At 66.1% G+C, this 16,132-nt stretch carries 17 protein-coding genes; 5 read left to right on the plus strand and 12 right to left on the minus strand.

Annotated elements, in window-relative coordinates; translation table 11 throughout:
- Positions 1–62: 62 nt before the first annotated feature.
- Both AzCIB_RS07845 and AzCIB_RS07850 read left to right on the plus strand, forming a co-directional pair.
- Entirely contained in the window at positions 63–1,433 is a 1,371-nt protein-coding gene (locus AzCIB_RS07845; protein ID WP_050415384.1) for a cache domain-containing protein, read from the plus strand.
- Positions 1,430–2,074: a response regulator gene (locus AzCIB_RS07850; RefSeq protein WP_050415385.1), complete on the plus strand. Its 645-nt coding sequence runs from the start codon at positions 1,430–1,432 to the stop codon at positions 2,072–2,074. The genes AzCIB_RS07845 and AzCIB_RS07850 overlap by 4 nt, the downstream gene beginning before the upstream one ends.
- 15 nt (positions 2,075–2,089) lie before the next feature.
- Here AzCIB_RS07850 and AzCIB_RS07855 read toward each other — a convergent pair whose 3' ends face one another.
- The 10 genes from AzCIB_RS07855 to AzCIB_RS07900 all read right to left on the minus strand — a co-directional run bounded on the left by AzCIB_RS07855 (position 2,090) and on the right by AzCIB_RS07900 (position 10,151).
- The gene (locus AzCIB_RS07855; RefSeq protein WP_050415386.1) at positions 2,090–2,962 is read right to left on the minus strand and encodes a DMT family transporter; all 873 of its coding nucleotides are present in this window, start codon (positions 2,960–2,962) and stop codon (positions 2,090–2,092) included.
- A gap of 29 nt (positions 2,963–2,991) precedes the next feature.
- Positions 2,992–3,702, minus strand: coding sequence for an ABC transporter ATP-binding protein (locus AzCIB_RS07860; RefSeq protein WP_050418278.1), 711 nt, complete (start codon positions 3,700–3,702; stop codon positions 2,992–2,994).
- The gene (locus AzCIB_RS07865) at positions 3,702–4,532 is read right to left on the minus strand and encodes an ABC transporter ATP-binding protein (RefSeq protein ID WP_050415387.1); all 831 of its coding nucleotides are present in this window, start codon (positions 4,530–4,532) and stop codon (positions 3,702–3,704) included. Before AzCIB_RS07865 ends, AzCIB_RS07860 begins: the two co-directional genes overlap by 1 nt.
- Entirely contained in the window at positions 4,529–5,830 is a 1,302-nt protein-coding gene (livM, locus tag AzCIB_RS07870; RefSeq protein WP_050415388.1) for a high-affinity branched-chain amino acid ABC transporter permease LivM, read from the minus strand. Before livM ends, AzCIB_RS07865 begins: the two co-directional genes overlap by 4 nt.
- Positions 5,830–6,744: an ABC transporter permease subunit gene (locus tag AzCIB_RS07875; protein WP_050415389.1), complete on the minus strand. Its 915-nt coding sequence runs from the start codon at positions 6,742–6,744 to the stop codon at positions 5,830–5,832. Before AzCIB_RS07875 ends, livM begins: the two co-directional genes overlap by 1 nt.
- 166 nt (positions 6,745–6,910) lie before the next feature.
- Positions 6,911–8,008: a branched-chain amino acid ABC transporter substrate-binding protein gene (locus AzCIB_RS07880; RefSeq protein WP_050415390.1), complete on the minus strand. Its 1,098-nt coding sequence runs from the start codon at positions 8,006–8,008 to the stop codon at positions 6,911–6,913.
- Positions 8,005–8,697: a GntR family transcriptional regulator gene (locus tag AzCIB_RS07885; RefSeq protein WP_050415391.1), complete on the minus strand. Its 693-nt coding sequence runs from the start codon at positions 8,695–8,697 to the stop codon at positions 8,005–8,007. The genes AzCIB_RS07880 and AzCIB_RS07885 overlap by 4 nt, the downstream gene beginning before the upstream one ends.
- A 125-nt stretch (positions 8,698–8,822) precedes the next feature.
- Entirely contained in the window at positions 8,823–9,035 is a 213-nt protein-coding gene (locus tag AzCIB_RS07890) for a hypothetical protein (protein ID WP_050415392.1), read from the minus strand.
- 23 nt (positions 9,036–9,058) lie between these two features.
- The gene (locus tag AzCIB_RS07895; RefSeq protein WP_050415393.1) at positions 9,059–9,457 is read right to left on the minus strand and encodes a thioredoxin family protein; all 399 of its coding nucleotides are present in this window, start codon (positions 9,455–9,457) and stop codon (positions 9,059–9,061) included.
- An 82-nt stretch (positions 9,458–9,539) separates the two neighbouring features.
- A complete protein-coding gene (locus tag AzCIB_RS07900) occupies positions 9,540–10,151 on the minus strand; it encodes a hypothetical protein (protein WP_050415394.1) in 612 nt (203 codons plus the stop codon).
- A 281-nt stretch (positions 10,152–10,432) separates the two neighbouring features.
- Between AzCIB_RS07900 and AzCIB_RS07905 the strand changes: the two genes are divergently transcribed.
- Positions 10,433–11,533, plus strand: a complete 1,101-nt coding sequence (locus AzCIB_RS07905) for a PQQ-dependent sugar dehydrogenase (protein ID WP_050415395.1) — start codon at positions 10,433–10,435, stop codon at positions 11,531–11,533.
- Between the two features lie 15 nt (positions 11,534–11,548).
- On the opposite strand, the gene AzCIB_RS07910 is transcribed toward AzCIB_RS07905, so the two are convergent.
- On the minus strand, positions 11,549–11,977 hold the full coding sequence (locus tag AzCIB_RS07910) for an acyl-CoA thioesterase (protein ID WP_050415396.1): 429 nt from the start codon (positions 11,975–11,977) through the stop codon (positions 11,549–11,551).
- A gap of 241 nt (positions 11,978–12,218) precedes the next feature.
- Between AzCIB_RS07910 and AzCIB_RS07915 the strand changes: the two genes are divergently transcribed.
- Together AzCIB_RS07915 and AzCIB_RS07920 are read left to right on the plus strand one after the other, a co-directional pair.
- The gene (locus AzCIB_RS07915; RefSeq protein WP_232299386.1) at positions 12,219–14,354 is read left to right on the plus strand and encodes a DUF1631 domain-containing protein; all 2,136 of its coding nucleotides are present in this window, start codon (positions 12,219–12,221) and stop codon (positions 14,352–14,354) included.
- Positions 14,355–14,467: 113 nt separating this feature from the next.
- Entirely contained in the window at positions 14,468–15,403 is a 936-nt protein-coding gene (locus AzCIB_RS07920; protein ID WP_050415398.1) for an HDOD domain-containing protein, read from the plus strand.
- A 6-nt stretch (positions 15,404–15,409) separates the two neighbouring features.
- Here the strand turns inward: AzCIB_RS07920 and AzCIB_RS07925 are convergent, their stop codons facing one another.
- On the minus strand, positions 15,410–15,919 hold the full coding sequence (locus AzCIB_RS07925) for a hypothetical protein (RefSeq protein ID WP_050415399.1): 510 nt from the start codon (positions 15,917–15,919) through the stop codon (positions 15,410–15,412).
- Positions 15,920–16,132: the final 213 nt, after the last annotated feature.

The following is a 16,132-nucleotide window of genomic DNA, read 5'->3' on the forward strand; positions in this document are numbered from 1 at the left end:
ACATGCCGGGGGACTGCCACGCGGCTCTACAATCGCGAGCAGGCAACGGGGGAGAGGAAGGCTTGCGACTCAAGCACAAAGTCATCGTCCTGGCTGTCCTGCCGCTCATTGCGGCGGTGGCCGCGATCGCGATCCTCGTCGCGATGCAGGCGCGCGACCTCGAGCGGCAGCAGGAAAGCGTGCTGAACGAGGCGATGCTCGCGGCGAAACGTGCCGAGCTGCAGCACTACGTCCAGCTCGCGCAAACCTCCATCGACCACCTGTATTCGTCGGGGCGCGACGACGAGGTGACCAAGGCGGAGGCAAAGCGCATCCTCAGCGAGATGAACTACGGCGACGACGGTTACTTCTTCGCCTACGACGTCACCGGCCTCAACATCGTGCATCCGCGCCAGTCCGAGCTTGTCGGCCGCAATCTGTGGGACAAGCAGGATTCCGAGGGACTCCCCGTCATCCAGCGCCTGATCGCCGCGACGGCGTCCGGCGACGGGTTTCTCCAGTACAAGTGGAACAAACCCTCGACGGGCAAGGAAACCGACAAGCTGGGCTATGTGGTGAAGCTCGATCGCTGGGGCTGGGTGCTCGGGACCGGCATCTACCTCGACGACGTCGAGAGCATCCGCAGCAAGCTGCGCGACCGGATGTCGTCACGCATCGCGGCAACCGTCGTGGGCTTCACGGTCGTGGGGATCGTCGCGGCGCTTATCGTGTTCGCCGGCGGCATGGCGCTGAACATCAGCGAACACCAGCTCGCCGACCGCCGGCTGAAGGCGCTCGCGCAGCGCATCGTGACCTCGCACGAGGAGGAGCGCACGCGCGTCGCACGCGACCTGCACGACGGCCTCAGCCAGTTGCTGGTGTCGGTCAAGTTCCACCTCGAACTCGCCAAGGAGCGCGCGCTTGCGGGGCGTGACGACGTGGCGGAGCACATCACCAAGGGGCTCGAAGGACTTGGCGTGGCGATCGGCGAGATCCGCAGCATCTCGCACAACCTCCGCCCTTCGCTGCTCGACAACCTCGGGCTGTCCGCCGCCCTGCGGCAACTCCTAGACGAGTTCCACCTGCGCACCGGCATCGTGGTCGACGCCGACATCGGCAAGGTCGATCTGCTCGCCGACGAGGCAGGCGCGACGACGCTGTATCGCATCGCGCAGGAAGCATTGACGAACATCGAACGTCACGCCGTCGCCCATCACGTCCGCATCGCCCTTGCGTCCGGGGGCGGGGCAGTCCGCCTCGTGATCGCCGACGACGGGCGCGGCTTCGACACCTCCCGCATCGATCACCCGCGCAGCGGCGGAATCGGCCTGCGCAACATGCGCGAGCGCATCGAGCATCATGGCGGGAAGCTTGCGGTCAGCTCCGTGCCCGGCCATACCGAGCTCAGTGCGCTGCTGCCGTGCCCGAATGCGAAGAAAGGAAACCTGACATGAGCGATACCACCGATCCCGGCACGCGGATTCGCCTGCTGCTCGTCGACGACCACCAGCTCGTCCGCGACGGCCTGCGCGCGCGGCTGGGCGACATCCCGGAGATCGACATCGTCGGCGAGGCGGCCAACGGCGAGCAGGCCCTGACCGGCGCGGAAACCCTGCGCCCGGACCTCGCGCTGGTCGATGTTGGCCTTCCCGACATCAACGGCATCGAACTGACCACGGCGCTCGCGCAACGGCGCCCGGAGCTGCGTGTGCTGATCCTAAGCATGTACGACAGCCAAGGCTACGTGATGTCGGCGATGCGTGCGGGCGCGCGCGGCTATGTGCTCAAGGATGCGCCCTCGGCCGAGATCATCGCGGCGATCCGGGCGGTCGCCGCCGGCGGTGTCTACTTCAGCAGCGCCCTGACCGCGGCGCTGTCGACACAGGCGGACGACGCGACGGCCCTGACGGAGCGGGAACGGGAAGTGCTGATCTTCGTCGCCCAGGGCGACAGCAACAAGCGCATCGCGCAGAAGCTGGACGTCAGCGTGCGCACTGTCGAGACGCATCGCCTGAACCTGCGCCGCAAGCTCGGCATCGAGACGGCGGCGGGGCTCGCGAGCTATGCGCTGAAGCGCGGCTGGCTCAGGGGTTGAGCTGCCGCGCGGCGATCAGGATTTCTCGCCGCGCGCCGCCAGATAGATCCCCGCAAGGAGCAGCGCGAAGCCGCCGAACTGCAGCGGCGCGAAACCCTCGCCAAAGAAGATGAAGGCCATCGCCGCGCTGCCGACGGGCTCGCCGAGCGTGACCACCGCGACGAAGGTCGCCGAGACGTGGCGCAGCGACCAGTTGTAGGCGGTGTGTCCGAGCAGTTGCGGCCCGAGCGCCATGCCGGCCAGCACCGCCCACGCGGTGACGCTGAAGCCGCTGAGCGGGGCCCCGCTGCTGCTGCTTGCGGCGACCAGGAACAGCGCGGCGGTGCCGTACGCAAGCCACACATAGGCGGGCAGCGGCAGCCCCGCCCGCAAGCGGCGGCCGATCAGCAGGTAGGCCGAGAAGCACCACGACCCGACCAGCGCCAGCAGGTTGCCGAGCATCGGGTTCGCCCCGGCGCCGGCGTTCTGGCTGTCGCTCCAGAAGATCAGCAGGCTCCCGCCGAAGGACAGCGCGATGCCGCCCAGCATCATGCGGCTGGGGCGCTCGCGAAACAGCACGAAGGACGCCAGGCCGATCCACAGCGGGTTGGTGGTCACCAGCGCCGTACTGGAAGCGACCGAGGTGTATTCCAGCGAGGTGATCCAGGTGCCGAAGTGCAGCGCAAGAAAGAAACCCGCCGCCAGGGCGAGCAGCCCCTGGTGACGGTTCAGCCTTGCGAGCACGTTCCCCGACTGCAGCAGCGCAATCGGCGTCACGACGAGCGCTGCCAGCCCAAGCCGCCAGCTCGCCACGGCGAGCGAGGGCACCCCTTCGGCCTGCGCCAGGCGCGCGAAGATCGCACCGAAGGAGATCGCCAGCAGCCCGATGCCCAGCACGACAAAGGGCATCCAGCGCGGCGGGGCGGCAGTTTGTCCCGTCAATGCCCGCCCTCGAGGTAGGCCGCGCGCACTTCGGGGCTCGCGAGCAGCTCCTGGCCCGTGCCCGCGAGCACGATCTCGCCGTGCTGCAGCACGTAGCCGCGATGGGCGCAGCGCAGCGCATGGTGGGCGTTCTGCTCGACCAGTAGCACCGTCATGCCGTGCTCGGTGTTGAGTTCGCGGATGATCTGGAAGATGCGCTTGATGTAGATCGGCGCGAGGCCCAGCGACGGCTCGTCGAGCAGCAGCAGCTTGGGCCGGCTCATCAGCGCGCGGCCGATCGCCAGCATCTGCTGTTCGCCGCCCGACAGTGTGCCGGCGCGCTGCGATGCCCGCTCCTCGAGGATCGGAAACATCGCGTACACCCGCTTGATGTCGGCGTTGAAGTTCGCCGGGTCGGCGAAGGCCGTGCCCATCAGCAGATTCTCCATCACCGTCATGCGCGGGAAGATGCGACGCCCTTCCGGCACGATCGCGATGCCGCGGCGCGAGATCAGGTGGCTCGGCACGCGCGTGATGTCCTCGCCGTCGAACACGATGCGCCCCGACGAGGCGCCCGGCTTGCCGAACAGGCTCATCATCAGCGTCGACTTGCCCGCACCGTTGGCGCCGATCAGCGTGACGATCTCGCCGACCTGGACCGTCACATCGACACCGCGCAGCGCGTGAATATGGCCGTAATGGGCGTGCACGCCCTCCATGTGCAGCATCATGCGGCGATCCCCCCGGATGCGGTTTCGTCGTCATCCTCGCCGAGATAGGCCTTGATGACTTGCGGGTCGTTGCGGATTTCCTCCGGCGTGCCTTCGGCGATCTTGCGCCCGTAGTTCAGCACGCAGATGTGGTCCGACACGTTCATCACGACGCTCATGTCGTGCTCGATCAGCAGGATCGCGATGCCTTCCTCGCGGCACAGCGACAGCAGCAGCGTGTTGAGCTCCGCCGATTCGCGCGGGTTCAGGCCCGCAGCCGGCTCGTCCAGACACAGCAGCACCGGATCGACGCACAGCGCACGCGCGATCTCGATGCGCCGCTGCGTGCCGTAGGGCAGGTCACCCGCGGCGACGTCGGCGATATCGGTCAGGCCGAGCCGTTCGAGCCAGTGCGCGGCCGTCTTCAATGCCTCGGCCTCGGCCTTGCGGTAGCGCGGCAGGCGGAAGATGCCGCCGATCGAGAATCCCGAGGCTTTCTGCAGGAAGTTGTGCTGCGCGACGATCAGGTTCTCCAGCACCGTCATCTTCGGGAACAGGCGGATGTTCTGGAAGGTGCGCACGACCTGCGCATCGCGTGCGACGCGATGCCCGGTCATCGACTCCAGGCGCATCTCGCCCTTCTTCGGATGCACGAGGCGCACGCTGCCGGTGGTCGGCTTGTAGAAACCGGTCAGGCAGTTGAAAAAGGTCGTCTTGCCGGCGCCGTTGGGGCCGATGATCGCGGTGATCTTGCCCGCCGGGACCGACACCGACAGATCGTCGATCGCCGTCAGGCCGCCGAAACGCATCGTCAGGTTCTCGACCGAGAGCAGGGTAGCGGTGCTCATGACTGACCTCCCGCGGCGGCCGCCTTGTTGAGACGGATCGTCGGTTCGCGCGAGGACAACAGCCCGCTCGGTTTCCAAACCATGATCAGCACCATCGCCGTGCCGAACAGCAGCATGCGGTATTCGGAGAAATTGCGCCCCAACTCCGGCAGCAGCACCAGCACCAGCGCGGCGAGCACCACGCCCAGCTGGCTGCCCATGCCGCCCAACACCACGATTGCGAGGATCGTCGCCGACTCGGTAAAGGTGAAGCTTTCCGGCGAGATGAAGCCCTGGCGCGCAGCGAAGAACACACCGGCGAAGCCGCCCAGCATCGCACCGATCGCGAAGGCCGAGAGCTTCACGTTGGTCACGTTCATGCCCATCGCCTTGCACGCGATCTCGTCCTCGCGCAGCGCTTCCCATGCACGCCCGACCGGCAGCTTGCGCAGGCGCGACACGAAGACGTTGGTCAGCAGCGCCAGCACCAGGATCAGGTAGTACAGGAAGATGATGCGGTGCATGCCCGAGAACTCGAGCCCGAAGAAGGTCGCGAAGCTCTGCGTGCCTTCCGCCGGGTTGCGATCGAAGGGCAGGCCGAACAGCGTCGGGCGCGGGATCGATCCGATGCCGTTGGGTCCGTTCGAGAGCTCCGTCCAGTTCACCAGGATCACACGGATGATCTCGCCGAAGCCCAGCGTCACGATCGCCAGATAGTCGCCGCGCAGGCGCAGGATCGGGTAGCCGAGCAGGATGCCGAAGGTCGCGGCCATTGCGCCTGCCGCCGGCAAGGCCTCCCAGAAGGTCCAGCCGAAATGCGAAAAGAGCAGGGCGTAGGTGTAGGCGCCGACCGCATAGAATGCGACGTAGCCGAGGTCGAGCAGGCCGGCCAGTCCAACGACCACGTTCAGGCCCCAGCCGAGCATCACGTAGATCAGCACCGTGGTCGCCGTGTCGATCACGTAGCGATTTTCGGAGAAGGCAATCGGCAATGCGATCGACGCGCCCAGCACGGCCCACCCGATCACCTTGATCGCCTGCGGCGTGCGGTCGATCTTCGCGACCACCGGTTTCGCCGCGCGACGGTTGCGCACCTGATCCATGACCCAGCGGAAGATGAAACGGCCGACGAAGGAGGCTCCGACGAAGGCCCCGAGCATGCCGAAGCGGGTCTGGACGGTCAGGGCGCCGCCCTGGTCGACGGTCGTCAGGCCGACCATCGGAATGCCCAGCAGCAGCGCGACGAACGCCACCCAGGCCGCGTCCTTGAAGCGTTCGGCGGGCGTGCGCGCGTGGCGCGCGATGATCACGGCGCTCATCAGACCTTCTCCACTTCGGGACGGCCGAGCAGCCCGCTCGGGCGGAACATCAGCACCAGGATCAGGATCGAGAAGGTCGCGACGTCCTTGTACTCGGGCGACAGATAAGCTGCCCAGAACGCTTCGATCAGGCCGATGATCAGCCCGCCCAGCATCGCGCCCGGCAGCGATCCGATCCCGCCCAGCACTGCGGCGGTGAAGGCCTTGATGCCCGCGACGAAGCCGATGAAGAAGTCCACCACGCCGTAGTACACCGTCACCATCACGCCCGCGACTGCCGCAAGGGCCGCGCCGAGCATGAAGGTCGCCGAGATCGTGCGGTCGACGTTGATGCCCAGCAGCGCCGTCATCGTGCTGTCCTGCTCGCACGCGCGCTGCTGGCGCCCGAAGGCGGTCTGCGTGATCAGGTACGTGAAGGCCACCATCAGCACGATGGTGACGAGCACGATCATGATCTGCGTCCAAGAGATCTGGACCGTAAAGCCGCCGGATTGCCAGATCTCGATACCGCCTTCGAGCACCGGCGGGATCGGCTTCACGCGCGCCCCCTGGGTGAGCTGCACCATGTTCTGCAGGAAGATCGACATGCCGATCGCGGAGATCAGCGGGGCGAGGCGCGTCGAGCCGCGCAGCGGCCGGTAGGCCATGCGCTCGACCGCCCAACCGTAGGCCGACGTGAAGAAGATTGCGGTGATCAGTACTGCGGTGATTGCCAGCGGCAGCGACGTGATGTCGAAGGCCGCGAGCAGCGTGAAGGCGGTGACCGCGATGAACGCGCTCACCATGAAGATGTCGCCGTGGGCGAAGTTGATCATGCCGATGATGCCGTACACCATCGTGTAGCCGATCGCGATCAGGCCGTACACGGCCCCCAGCGTCAGGCCATTGATGAGCTGTTGCAGTGCGTATGCCACAGCAGTCTCCTTTCTCGTTTTGTGTGTGTTTCTCGCGAGCGGCGTCCGCTGGCCCGATCGGCGGACCGCGCGGGGCGTCATCCCGTGAGAGTGCGCCGCCGGCCTTGTGGACCGGCGGCGCGTTGGCCGGGCGGATCGCCCGGCCGGTGACTAAACCAAAGAAGGATTACTTGGCGGCGTAGTCGTACTGGCCGCCCTTCCACTGGTACACGACGAAGCCGGGCTGCTTCTGGTCGCCCTTGGCGTCGAAGGCGAGTTCGCCGATCACAGTCTTGAAGGTGTTACCGCGCATCGTCTTCTCCAGGTCGGCGAACTTGGTGCTTTTGGCCTGGGTCGCGGCGTCGGCGAAGAGCTGCATCGCCGCGTAGGCGTACATCACGTAGCCTTCGGGCTCCACCTTGGCGTCGCGGAAGCGTTTCACGATCGGCGCCGCATCCGGGTTCTTGCGCGGATCGGGCGAGAACGTGAACATCACGTTGTCGGAGTTGGCGCCGGCAGCGGTGACGAGCTCCGAGTTGGTCATCGTGTCGCCGCCCATCACGGTCAGCTTCAGGCCGGCCTGCTGCGCCTGGCGCAGGATCAGGGCGACTTCGGTGTGATAGCCGCCGTAGGCCAGCACTTCGATGCCGGCCTGCTTGAGCTTGGTCACGATCCCCGAGTAATCCTTCTCGCCCGCAGTGATCGACTCGCGCAGCGTCGGCTTCAGGCCCTTGGCGGTCATCGCCTTGGCCATCTCGTCGGCCAGGCCCTTGCCGTAGGCGCTCTTGTCGTCGAGCACGGCGGCCTTCTTGCCCTTGAACTTGTCGGCGATGTAGCTGCCGGCGACCAAGCCCTGCTGGTCGTCACGACCCATGATGCGGAAGATGTTCTTCAGCCCGCGCTCGGTGACCTGCGGGTTGGTCGACACGGTCGCCATCGGGATGTCGGCCTCGACATACACTTCCGACGCCGGGATCGTCGAGCTCGAGCACCAGTGGCCGTGCATGAACACGATCTTCTTGTTGACCATCGTGTTCGCGACCGAGACCGCCTGCTTCGGGTCGCAGGCGTCGTCGCCGACTTCCAGCTTCAGCTTCTGCCCGAGCACGCCGCCCTTGGCATTGATGTCGGCGATCGCCATCTCCGCACCGCGGCGGATCTGGTCGCCGGCCGAGGCGTACTGGCCGGTCATCGGGCCCGCGATCGCCACCGTCAGGTCGGCGTGGGCGAGCTGCGCCTGCGCGCCGAGCGCGAGGAAGGCGGTCGCAATCAGGGTCTTCTTCATGTGTTTCCTCCGTGGTGTCTGTGGTCTTTCAGGTACTGCACGAGCGACGCCCCCGCATCGAGCACATGGGCCCGCGTCAGGGACGCCGCAGCGTCGGGGTCGCGCCTTGCGAACGCATCGAGGATCGCGCTGTGCTCGCTCTGCGTCTTGGGCATCTCGGTCTGCGCCGTCATCGCCAGCAGCGCGCGCACGTAGCGCTCCAGCTTGTCGTAGAGCGCGCGGATCTCGGCCAGCAGGATGGGCCGGTCGGCGTCGGCGTAAAGCGTCGAATGGAACAGCCAGTTCAGTTCGCCCCAGCGTCCGGGGTCTTGCGACGCGCCGAACTCGGCCAGCTTCTGGCGAGCTTCGTTCAGGCGTTCGTCGCTGATGCGGGCTGCTGCGAGCCCGGCGGCGCGTGCTTCGAGCATCGCGCGGATGTCCATGTATTCGAGGATTTCGGCCGGCGACAGGCCGGCCACCACGGCACCACGGTTCTTCGTGAAGCGTACCAAGCCCTCCGCCTCCAGCCGCTTCAGTGCTTCGCGCACCGGGATCTTGCTGACATGGAATCGGGCCGCGATCTCATCCTGGCGAAGCACCACACCGGTCGCGAGGTGCCCACTGACAATCGCATCGCGCAGCGAACCGGCAATCTGGTCGGACGCCGAGAGACGCAAGACGCGCGGGACTGCGAGTTGTTCGAGTGGCATAGCCGTGGAGGGTCTTGTGTAAGATCGTATACGTTATACGGAGCGGCGCGAAAACTACCCGCCCGCGCAACGGAATGCAAGCTGCACTGCAATATCAGGATTTGCCGATCTTTTCGGCGTTGCGCTCAGGCGTCGGGGAGCTTCAGTTCCGCCCACATGACCCACTGTCCGCAGGCATTGCGGGGACTGCGCAGGGTGCCGTGCCACGGCCCCTCGTTGCACGGTCCGCGGGCATCGTCCTCGTACTCGACCTCGCCCGGATTCGCTCCGGGCTTGCGCGCGCCGCCCCAGCGTTTGCACGAAACGCAGCGCTTGCGGTCGGCGGGCTGGACGGCCATGGCGGTGAAACGGGAGGAGGGGTTCAGGCCGCCTTGCGTGCGAGATGCGTCTCGAGCGCCGGGCGAAGATTGCACTCCTGCTGCCAGCCTCGCCGCTCGTCATTGGCGAAGGCATACGCACGCGCCTCGTCATCGCCGAGGGCGGCCAGGGTTTCCAGCGTGCGTTGCAGGAATACGTGCTGCGGCAGCATCGTGCCGAAGAACTGCACCAGATCGCCGCGCTGGATCAGCAGCGTGGGGAAGTTCTCGATGTCGAGGTCGCCCGCCACGTCGGCATCGTCCTCCACATCCACCCAATGGAAAGCAGCCTGCGGCCATTTCGCCGCGAGCGCCTCGAATCCGGCGCGGTATTCGCGGCACGTACCGCACCATTCGGCGCACAGGCAGACGACAAGCAGTTCGGGCAACGCGGGGGTGTCCATCGGCGGAAACGGTCGGGGCAATGACCCCGAGGCTAGCATATCCGGCGTCGAAAACGCTCCGCTTCGTCCGCCGGCAGCGGAATCACGCGACCGGCCTGATGCTGAATACCGCCGGGTCGTCGCAATGCTCGAGCAGGATCCGGCGCACCCTGTCCTGCCAGAGGCGTCCGAAGCGCGCCGCGAGTTCGCTATCGCCCGGCGCATGCAGGCAGCGCCCCAGCAGTTCGGGCATTTCCGGGTCGGCCGGCACCGACGACAGGTCCGTTTGCGCGTCGACGGCCGCCCCCGTGTCCAGGCGCGTAAAGCGCATCGCCAGAGGCAGCTCAGCGGCGAAGTCCAGCAGGCCGCGGCGCACGAAGCGGCCCCCCAGCCCCTTGAACCCGCCGTCGTGCGCGGCACCGGTCAGCAACGTGACGACGCTCGCGATCACCCCCGTGACGCCCTCGTCGACGCGTCCGCGGAACGCGACCCTGACGCCGCCACGCTCGGGCAGTTGATCCGGATAGAGTGCCTGCAGTGCATGCACGCAGACCATGTATGCCGACGCGACGGTGGGGCAGGAATGGCCGGCGAGCTTCACCGCATCCTCGTACCCGTACGCGATCACGCCGCCCTCGCTCGCGCCGAGAAAGGCCGCCAGCGGGTCGCGCACTTCGATCCGACGCACGTCGGTAAAAAATTCCGGAAACCGCATTCGAGACCTCTTATCCTTTCGTGTGTTGGCGGCATTTGCCGGGTGGCTTGCGCCGGGGCGCGCCATCCGGCAACTTCGGTCATGTTCCAAGGATCTCAGCAAGGCTGCCGTCGTCTCATTGATGCCCGTCAAATCGCTATCCGGGCTCGTACCAGGCCAATAACCAATTGTTCGAATGGGAAGGGGGCTCCATGAGGTGGTTCTCATCGCTTCACGCCACGCCAGGCGTCGATGGTTCGGGCTGCAACGCACGCCTTGCACGCTGCATTGGTTCGGTGCTGATGGTCTCTACCCTTTGGCTGTCGCCCGCGACATGCGCGCAAACGGTGGTCCGTAGCGAGGCCGGGCCGGTCCGCGTCACCGAGGTCGCGCGCGGGCTCGAAACCCCCTGGTCGCTCGCCTTTCTGCCCGACGGAAACATGCTCGTCACCGAGCGCGCCGGACGGCTGCGCGTCGTGACGCCGGACGGCAAGCTGTCGGCACCGATCCAGAATGTTCCGCGCGTCCATGCGAGCGGGCAGGGCGGGTTGCTCGACGTCGTCGTCGGGCCCGATTTCGCTCGCGACCGCCTCATCTGGCTGTCCTTCGCGCAGCCGACCCAGAAAGGTGCCCGCACCGCCGTTGCGCGGGCGCGGCTGGACGAATCCTCCCGCAGCCTGCAGAACGTCGAGGTCGTGTTCGCCCAGCGCGACGATCCGGACGGCCGCAATCACTGGGGGTCGCGACTCGTGTTCGACCGCGACGGCAAGCTCTTCGTCACGCTGGGCGACCGCCACGCCTATCGCGACAGCGCTCAGGACCTGGGCAGTCATCTCGGCAAGATCGTCCGCATCCGGCCCGACGGCGCCATCCCGCCCGACAACCCATTTGTCGGCAAGACCGGCGCATTGCCCGAAATCTGGTCCTACGGCCACCGCAACGTGCAGGGCGTGGCGCTGCACCCCGTCACGGGCAAGCTGTGGGCTCATGAGCACGGACCCCAGGGCGGTGACGAGGTCAATGTCGTCCGTGGCGGAGCCAATTACGGCTGGCCGGTGATCACGTACGGCAAGGAATACGTCACCGGATTCAGCATCGGGGATGGGACGCAACGGGCCGACGTCGTGCCGCCGGTCAGGTACTGGATCCCGTCGATCGCGCCCTCGGGAATGACGTTCTATACGGGCGACGTGTTTCCGAAGTGGAAGGGCAGCCTCTTCGTCGGCGCCCTGCGCGGTCAACTCCTCGTGCGGATCGAACTGGACGGCGAAAAATTCGTCCGCGAGGAGCGCCTGCTGACGGAGCTGGGTAGCCGCATCCGCGATGTGCGCCAGGGGCCGGACGGCAGGCTCTACCTCCTCGACGAGACGGAGGGGCGGATCCTGCGCCTCGATCCGGGCTGAATCCGGCGTGCCGCTTCAGGCGGCGCTTACGCGCTCCAGGAAACGCGGAGGAACCGGCGCGACTTTGCGTCCCGTGTAGTCGAAAAACACGAAACCCAGCTTCGCCCGTGCAACCTCGCGCCCGGTTTCGCGGTCGCTGACGCGGCAGACGATGTCGCCGCCGTACTTGTTGAAATCGTTGGCTGTGAGCCGGAAGACCAGCGTCTCGCCTTCGAAGGCTTCCGAGATGTACTGGAACGCCGCATCGGTGATCACCGTGCCGAGCCCCTCGACATTGTTCTGGTTGTAGCCGAGACCGATGAAATAGGCCTCCCGTGCGCCCGATATCAGAACCACCATCTGCGCATTGTCGACATGGCCGGCGCCGTTGATGTGCTGTGCCTGCACGGGGATTTCGGTGGCGAAGGTGAAAAGCTCGGGTAGTTCGACCTTGATTCGTGGCATGAGGAAATCGTTAAAGAGATGACTTGCGGAGCCGTAAGTATAGAGAAGGCGTCCAAGCGCCGGTACGCGCCCGCCATTCCTGCCAGCTTGCACGCGTGTTGCCGGAATGCCCCGTCGCAGCGTCGTTTGAAGCATCGAAGGGGCGAATGAAATGTGTCAAACTGACCACGTTTGAGATTCGCCCAGAGTCCGGCGACAGTAATCGCCATTGTCCCGTACCGCCATCAAAGCGGAGCATCTCGTGACCAACCTTCAACCATCGCGCCAGACCGGAGCTCCCGATGCGTTCCGTCCGCATCAGGGGGTTCTGCTCGAATGTCGCGACTTCGTCAGCCAGCGCGTACGCGAAGCGCTTGCCCGGGCAGTCGGCGAGCTCGGCGATGAGGTCCAGGCTCGCCGGCTGAGCGTCAAGAACGCCGAGGAAGCGCAAAAACTGATCGAGTTGCAGGTACTCCTGCGCGGCATCGGCGCCGATATCGATCGCGCCTTCAGCGCCGGCTTCGACGATCAGTTTCAGGAGCGCGCGAAGACCTCGAACGTGGGCGGCTCGTTCTATGAGAGCGAAAACGGCTTCTTTCCGGAACTTTCGCTCGTCGGCGAGACCGAGATCGACGAGACCCTGGCGGTGAAGAATCTCGCGACCCGACTCGAACGGGCGTGCGAAGCGGAAAACCAGGACCTCCAGACCCGAGTCGCCTTCATGCTTGGCGAGAGCGACATCGACAACACCACGAACCCCATCGGTCCGACCGCAATCTGCGAAGCGCTCAAGGACATCTGCTGGACGCAGGAGGCGTCCGGGGGGCTGCGTGCCACCGCCCTCGAACTACTCATCGGCCGGCTTGCAGGCGAGCTTTCCACCGTTTATCACGATGTCAATGCGCTGCTCGTTGCGCGTCGCGTGATGCCCAATGTCCGGCCGCGGGCGCGACGCGGCAAGGCCTCGCAGCGCATGGCCGTGCGCAAGAGCGCGACGCTTCCCGGCGAGCCCGATCCGTCCGATGTCGTGAAGGAGATCTTCACGGCCAGGGCCGCAGCGGCCGACAAGGCCGACTGGCGGCAGCGCGCAGGCACGACCGACCTCATGCAACTGCTGGATGGCCTGCAACAGGGACGGGGCGACCTGCAGTTCGGCGGGCAAAACTTCGCGCTTCCGGCGGATGGTCAGGCCACCGGCAACGTCATCAGCGCCCTGATCGAAGCCGGCCTCAGCAAGCAGGCGAGTTCCGTCGACGGCATCGTCATCGACGTCGTCGCCACGCTGTTCGACTACATCTTCGACGACTCGCGCGTTCCCGACGCCATGAAGGGGTTGATCGGCCGCCTGCAGATCCCCGTGCTGAAGCTGGCCATGATGGATCACGGCTTCTTCTCGAACCGCACCCATCCCGCGCGCCGGCTGATCAATTCGCTGGCCCAGGCAAGCGTCACGTGGGACGGCCCCCTGAGCGAGGACAGCACCCTCTACCGTATTGCCGAAGGCATCGTCGTCCGCATACAGAACCAGTTCGCGGACGACCCCGGCGTTTTCGCAGGCTGCCTGCAGGAGCTCGAGAACTATCTCGCCGAGCAGGAACGCTATGCGGACGCACGCGCGGCGACGCTGACGGAGCGCCTGCGCGAACGCGAGCGCATCGAGCTCGCCCGTCAGGTCGGCGAGGACGCGCTGGCAGCCCACCTCGGGAACGAGGAAATACCTGAAGTCGTGCGCGACTTCATTCGCGACACGTGGACGAGGGTGCTGGCGCATGCCGCCCTCGAGAGCGGCGCCACGGCGGCGCCGCCCGCCAACAGCGAGCGCTGGACGAACGCGGTCTCCGCGGTCGGCGAACTCGTGTGGAGCGTCCTTCCCAAAGAGAGCATGGAAGAACGCCAGCGCATGGTGAAGCAGCTCCCGGTGATCCTGCGCAACCTGAAGGCGAGCATGACGGGTGCCGGCATAGACGAAGCACGTCAGAAGGCGTTCTTTTCAGAGCTCGTCAAATGCCATGCGGCAGCCCTGAAAGCCCCGGTCGCACCCGCGCCGGCTCCGGTGCGCCCGGCGCCTAATGCGCCGGCGCGGCCCACCGGGCCCTTGCCCGGCCTTCAGCCCGTCGGCGAAGAGCCCACACCGGAGATGCTGGAGCTCGACCTTCTCACCCGCGGCACCTGGGTGGAACTCAAGGACGAATCCGGCGAGGTGCGTCGCGTACGTCTCACCTGGATCAGTCCCGCGCGGACCATGTACCTGTTCGCGAACCGCCAGGGACAGCGCGCGCTTGCCCTGACGCGGGCCGAACTCACGCGGCGCTTCGCGAACGGGGAGGCATCGACGGCCGATCAGGAACCCCTCCTGGACCGTGTCGTGGATGACGTGCTCGACGAATTGCGCAGCTGATCGCCGGGGCGCTCGAACCGGCACGAAATGAACGAGAATCCAGCAGTCGGGCGATGGCGCCGGCGATACGGCGGAAACCTTCGCCCGACTGCGCTGCACGAGAGGTAACGGGAATGAATTCAGCCAGCAATCAGCGAGACCGTGGCCAGGTAACCGGAAACATCCGCGACTTCCTGCTCGCTGCCGACGAGCTGCCCAGCCCGCGCGGCGCGGCGCTGCAACTCATCGAACTTGCACGCGATCCCGAGGTGCGCATCGATGCCGTCGTGCGTGTGATCCGCTCCGACCCCGCGCTGTCGGGCTTCGTCCTGCGTGCCGCTTCAGCCGCGCGCTTCGGCCGGACGGAGCGTTCGCTCGACCTGCAGCAGGCAGTCATCCGACTGGGCATGAACATCGTGCGCGCGCACGCAGTCGCGCTGTCCCTGGTCACGAATCGCCCGAAGGTCACGTCGAAGCGCTTCGACTACAACGCCTTCTGGACCTCGTCGCTGCTCAATGCGGCCGTGATGGAAACGCTGGCCCACCACCGGGGAGATCTGCCCGGAGCGGAAGCGTTCACCCTCGGGCTGCTGAGCGAGATCGGCACGCTCGCATTCGCCACGGGAGCGCCCGCGACCTACGACCTGACACTGGAGCAGGCCGCGCGCGGGACGGATTCGGTCGAAACCGTCGAAATTGCCACCTTCGGGTTCGACCGTCACGAGTTGTCCGCCGTCCTGCTGGCCGACTGGGGACTGCCGACCTCGCTCGCAGACGTCGTGTACTGGCAATGCGACCCCGAGGGCGGCGGCTTCGAACCCGATTCCCGTTCCTATCGGCTCGCCTGCGGCCTGCAGCTGGCGACGAAGCTCGCCGATACCTGCCTGGCTGCGCAACCCGATCCGGATTCGGTGGCGACGATCTACCTGCGCGCCGCCATTCTCGACCTGACGCCGGAAGAAACCCGCAAGCTCGCAATGGATGCGCTCGCAGAACTCCCGATGTGGACCGATCTCGTGCGCCTTCCCAAGCCCGCGATCGCGGCCCTGCCATCGTCATGGGTGGACTGAAGCGCCTCAGAGCACCTTCAGCAGATCCTTGCGCAGATCTTCCGCGCTGCGCCGACCGGAGCGGCTATCGACGATGAGCCGGTACCACTCCGGGTAAAGTTCGCGCAGCTCTTCATGCGAGGATGCTGCGTTGATGTTGCTCATCAACGATATCGGGCCATACAGGCTGCAGAAATTCTTCAGCGTGTTGATCATGAAGTTGCGCGCCATCTCGAGTTCCTTCGGCTGGCGATTCGCCGGCAGCTCGCGGAAGGCCGTGATCGACGGCAGGGGGCCGGCAGGCTTGTCGCCACCGCCACTCGCCGAATCCGCGTTGCGCACCTCGATCAGACCGAGCTCCTCGAGCGCACCCAAGGTATGGGTCAGATCGTCGGCCGCCACCAGATCACGAAGTTCGGTGACCGTCTTTCGGCCGTCCACCAGAATCAGCACCCGGCGCACGCGGGGCGACAGCCCCCCGCTGCGGCTGGCAATTTCGTCCTGCCCGTTCGCCGTCTTGGCGAAAACCACTCCCATCGATGTCTCCTCGTTATTTTTTCTGCAACGTCCGTCGAGGGACGCAGCGCGATTCTGGCATGACTCGGGTGTCTGCCGCGAGACCGCGAAGGCATGCGCCGCGATTCGGGCTGCGAAACCGCCCACGACGCGGGGTCGAACGAAGTCTTCGTCGCAAAGTCTCGTCGCATGCTTGACGAAGGAATTCCCGTCCCTCTACAATCGCGCCTCTTC

Source organism: Azoarcus sp. CIB (assembly GCF_001190925.1).
GTDB lineage: Bacteria > Pseudomonadota > Gammaproteobacteria > Burkholderiales > Rhodocyclaceae > Aromatoleum.

Excerpts from the sequence above, each read along its gene's own strand:
- AzCIB_RS07850 (WP_050415385.1), top strand. The coding sequence starts at position 1,430 with ATGAGCGATACCACCGATCCCGGCACGCGGATTCGCCTGCTGCTCGTC.
- AzCIB_RS07855 (WP_050415386.1), bottom strand. The coding sequence starts at position 2,962 with ATGCCCTTTGTCGTGCTGGGCATCGGGCTGCTGGCGATCTCCTTCGGT.
- AzCIB_RS07860 (WP_050418278.1), bottom strand. The coding sequence starts at position 3,702 with ATGCTGCACATGGAGGGCGTGCACGCCCATTACGGCCATATTCACGCG.
- AzCIB_RS07865 (WP_050415387.1), bottom strand. The coding sequence starts at position 4,532 with ATGAGCACCGCTACCCTGCTCTCGGTCGAGAACCTGACGATGCGTTTC.
- livM (WP_050415388.1), bottom strand. The coding sequence starts at position 5,830 with ATGAGCGCCGTGATCATCGCGCGCCACGCGCGCACGCCCGCCGAACGC.
- AzCIB_RS07880 (WP_050415390.1), bottom strand. The coding sequence starts at position 8,008 with ATGAAGAAGACCCTGATTGCGACCGCCTTCCTCGCGCTCGGCGCGCAG.
- AzCIB_RS07885 (WP_050415391.1), bottom strand. The coding sequence starts at position 8,697 with ATGCCACTCGAACAACTCGCAGTCCCGCGCGTCTTGCGTCTCTCGGCG.
- AzCIB_RS07890 (WP_050415392.1), bottom strand. The coding sequence starts at position 9,035 with ATGGCCGTCCAGCCCGCCGACCGCAAGCGCTGCGTTTCGTGCAAACGC.
- AzCIB_RS07895 (WP_050415393.1), bottom strand. The coding sequence starts at position 9,457 with ATGGACACCCCCGCGTTGCCCGAACTGCTTGTCGTCTGCCTGTGCGCC.
- AzCIB_RS07900 (WP_050415394.1), bottom strand. The coding sequence starts at position 10,151 with ATGCGGTTTCCGGAATTTTTTACCGACGTGCGTCGGATCGAAGTGCGC.
- AzCIB_RS07905 (WP_050415395.1), top strand. The coding sequence starts at position 10,433 with ATGGTCTCTACCCTTTGGCTGTCGCCCGCGACATGCGCGCAAACGGTG.
- AzCIB_RS07910 (WP_050415396.1), bottom strand. The coding sequence starts at position 11,977 with ATGCCACGAATCAAGGTCGAACTACCCGAGCTTTTCACCTTCGCCACC.
- AzCIB_RS07920 (WP_050415398.1), top strand. The coding sequence starts at position 14,468 with ATGAATTCAGCCAGCAATCAGCGAGACCGTGGCCAGGTAACCGGAAAC.
- AzCIB_RS07925 (WP_050415399.1), bottom strand. The coding sequence starts at position 15,919 with ATGGGAGTGGTTTTCGCCAAGACGGCGAACGGGCAGGACGAAATTGCC.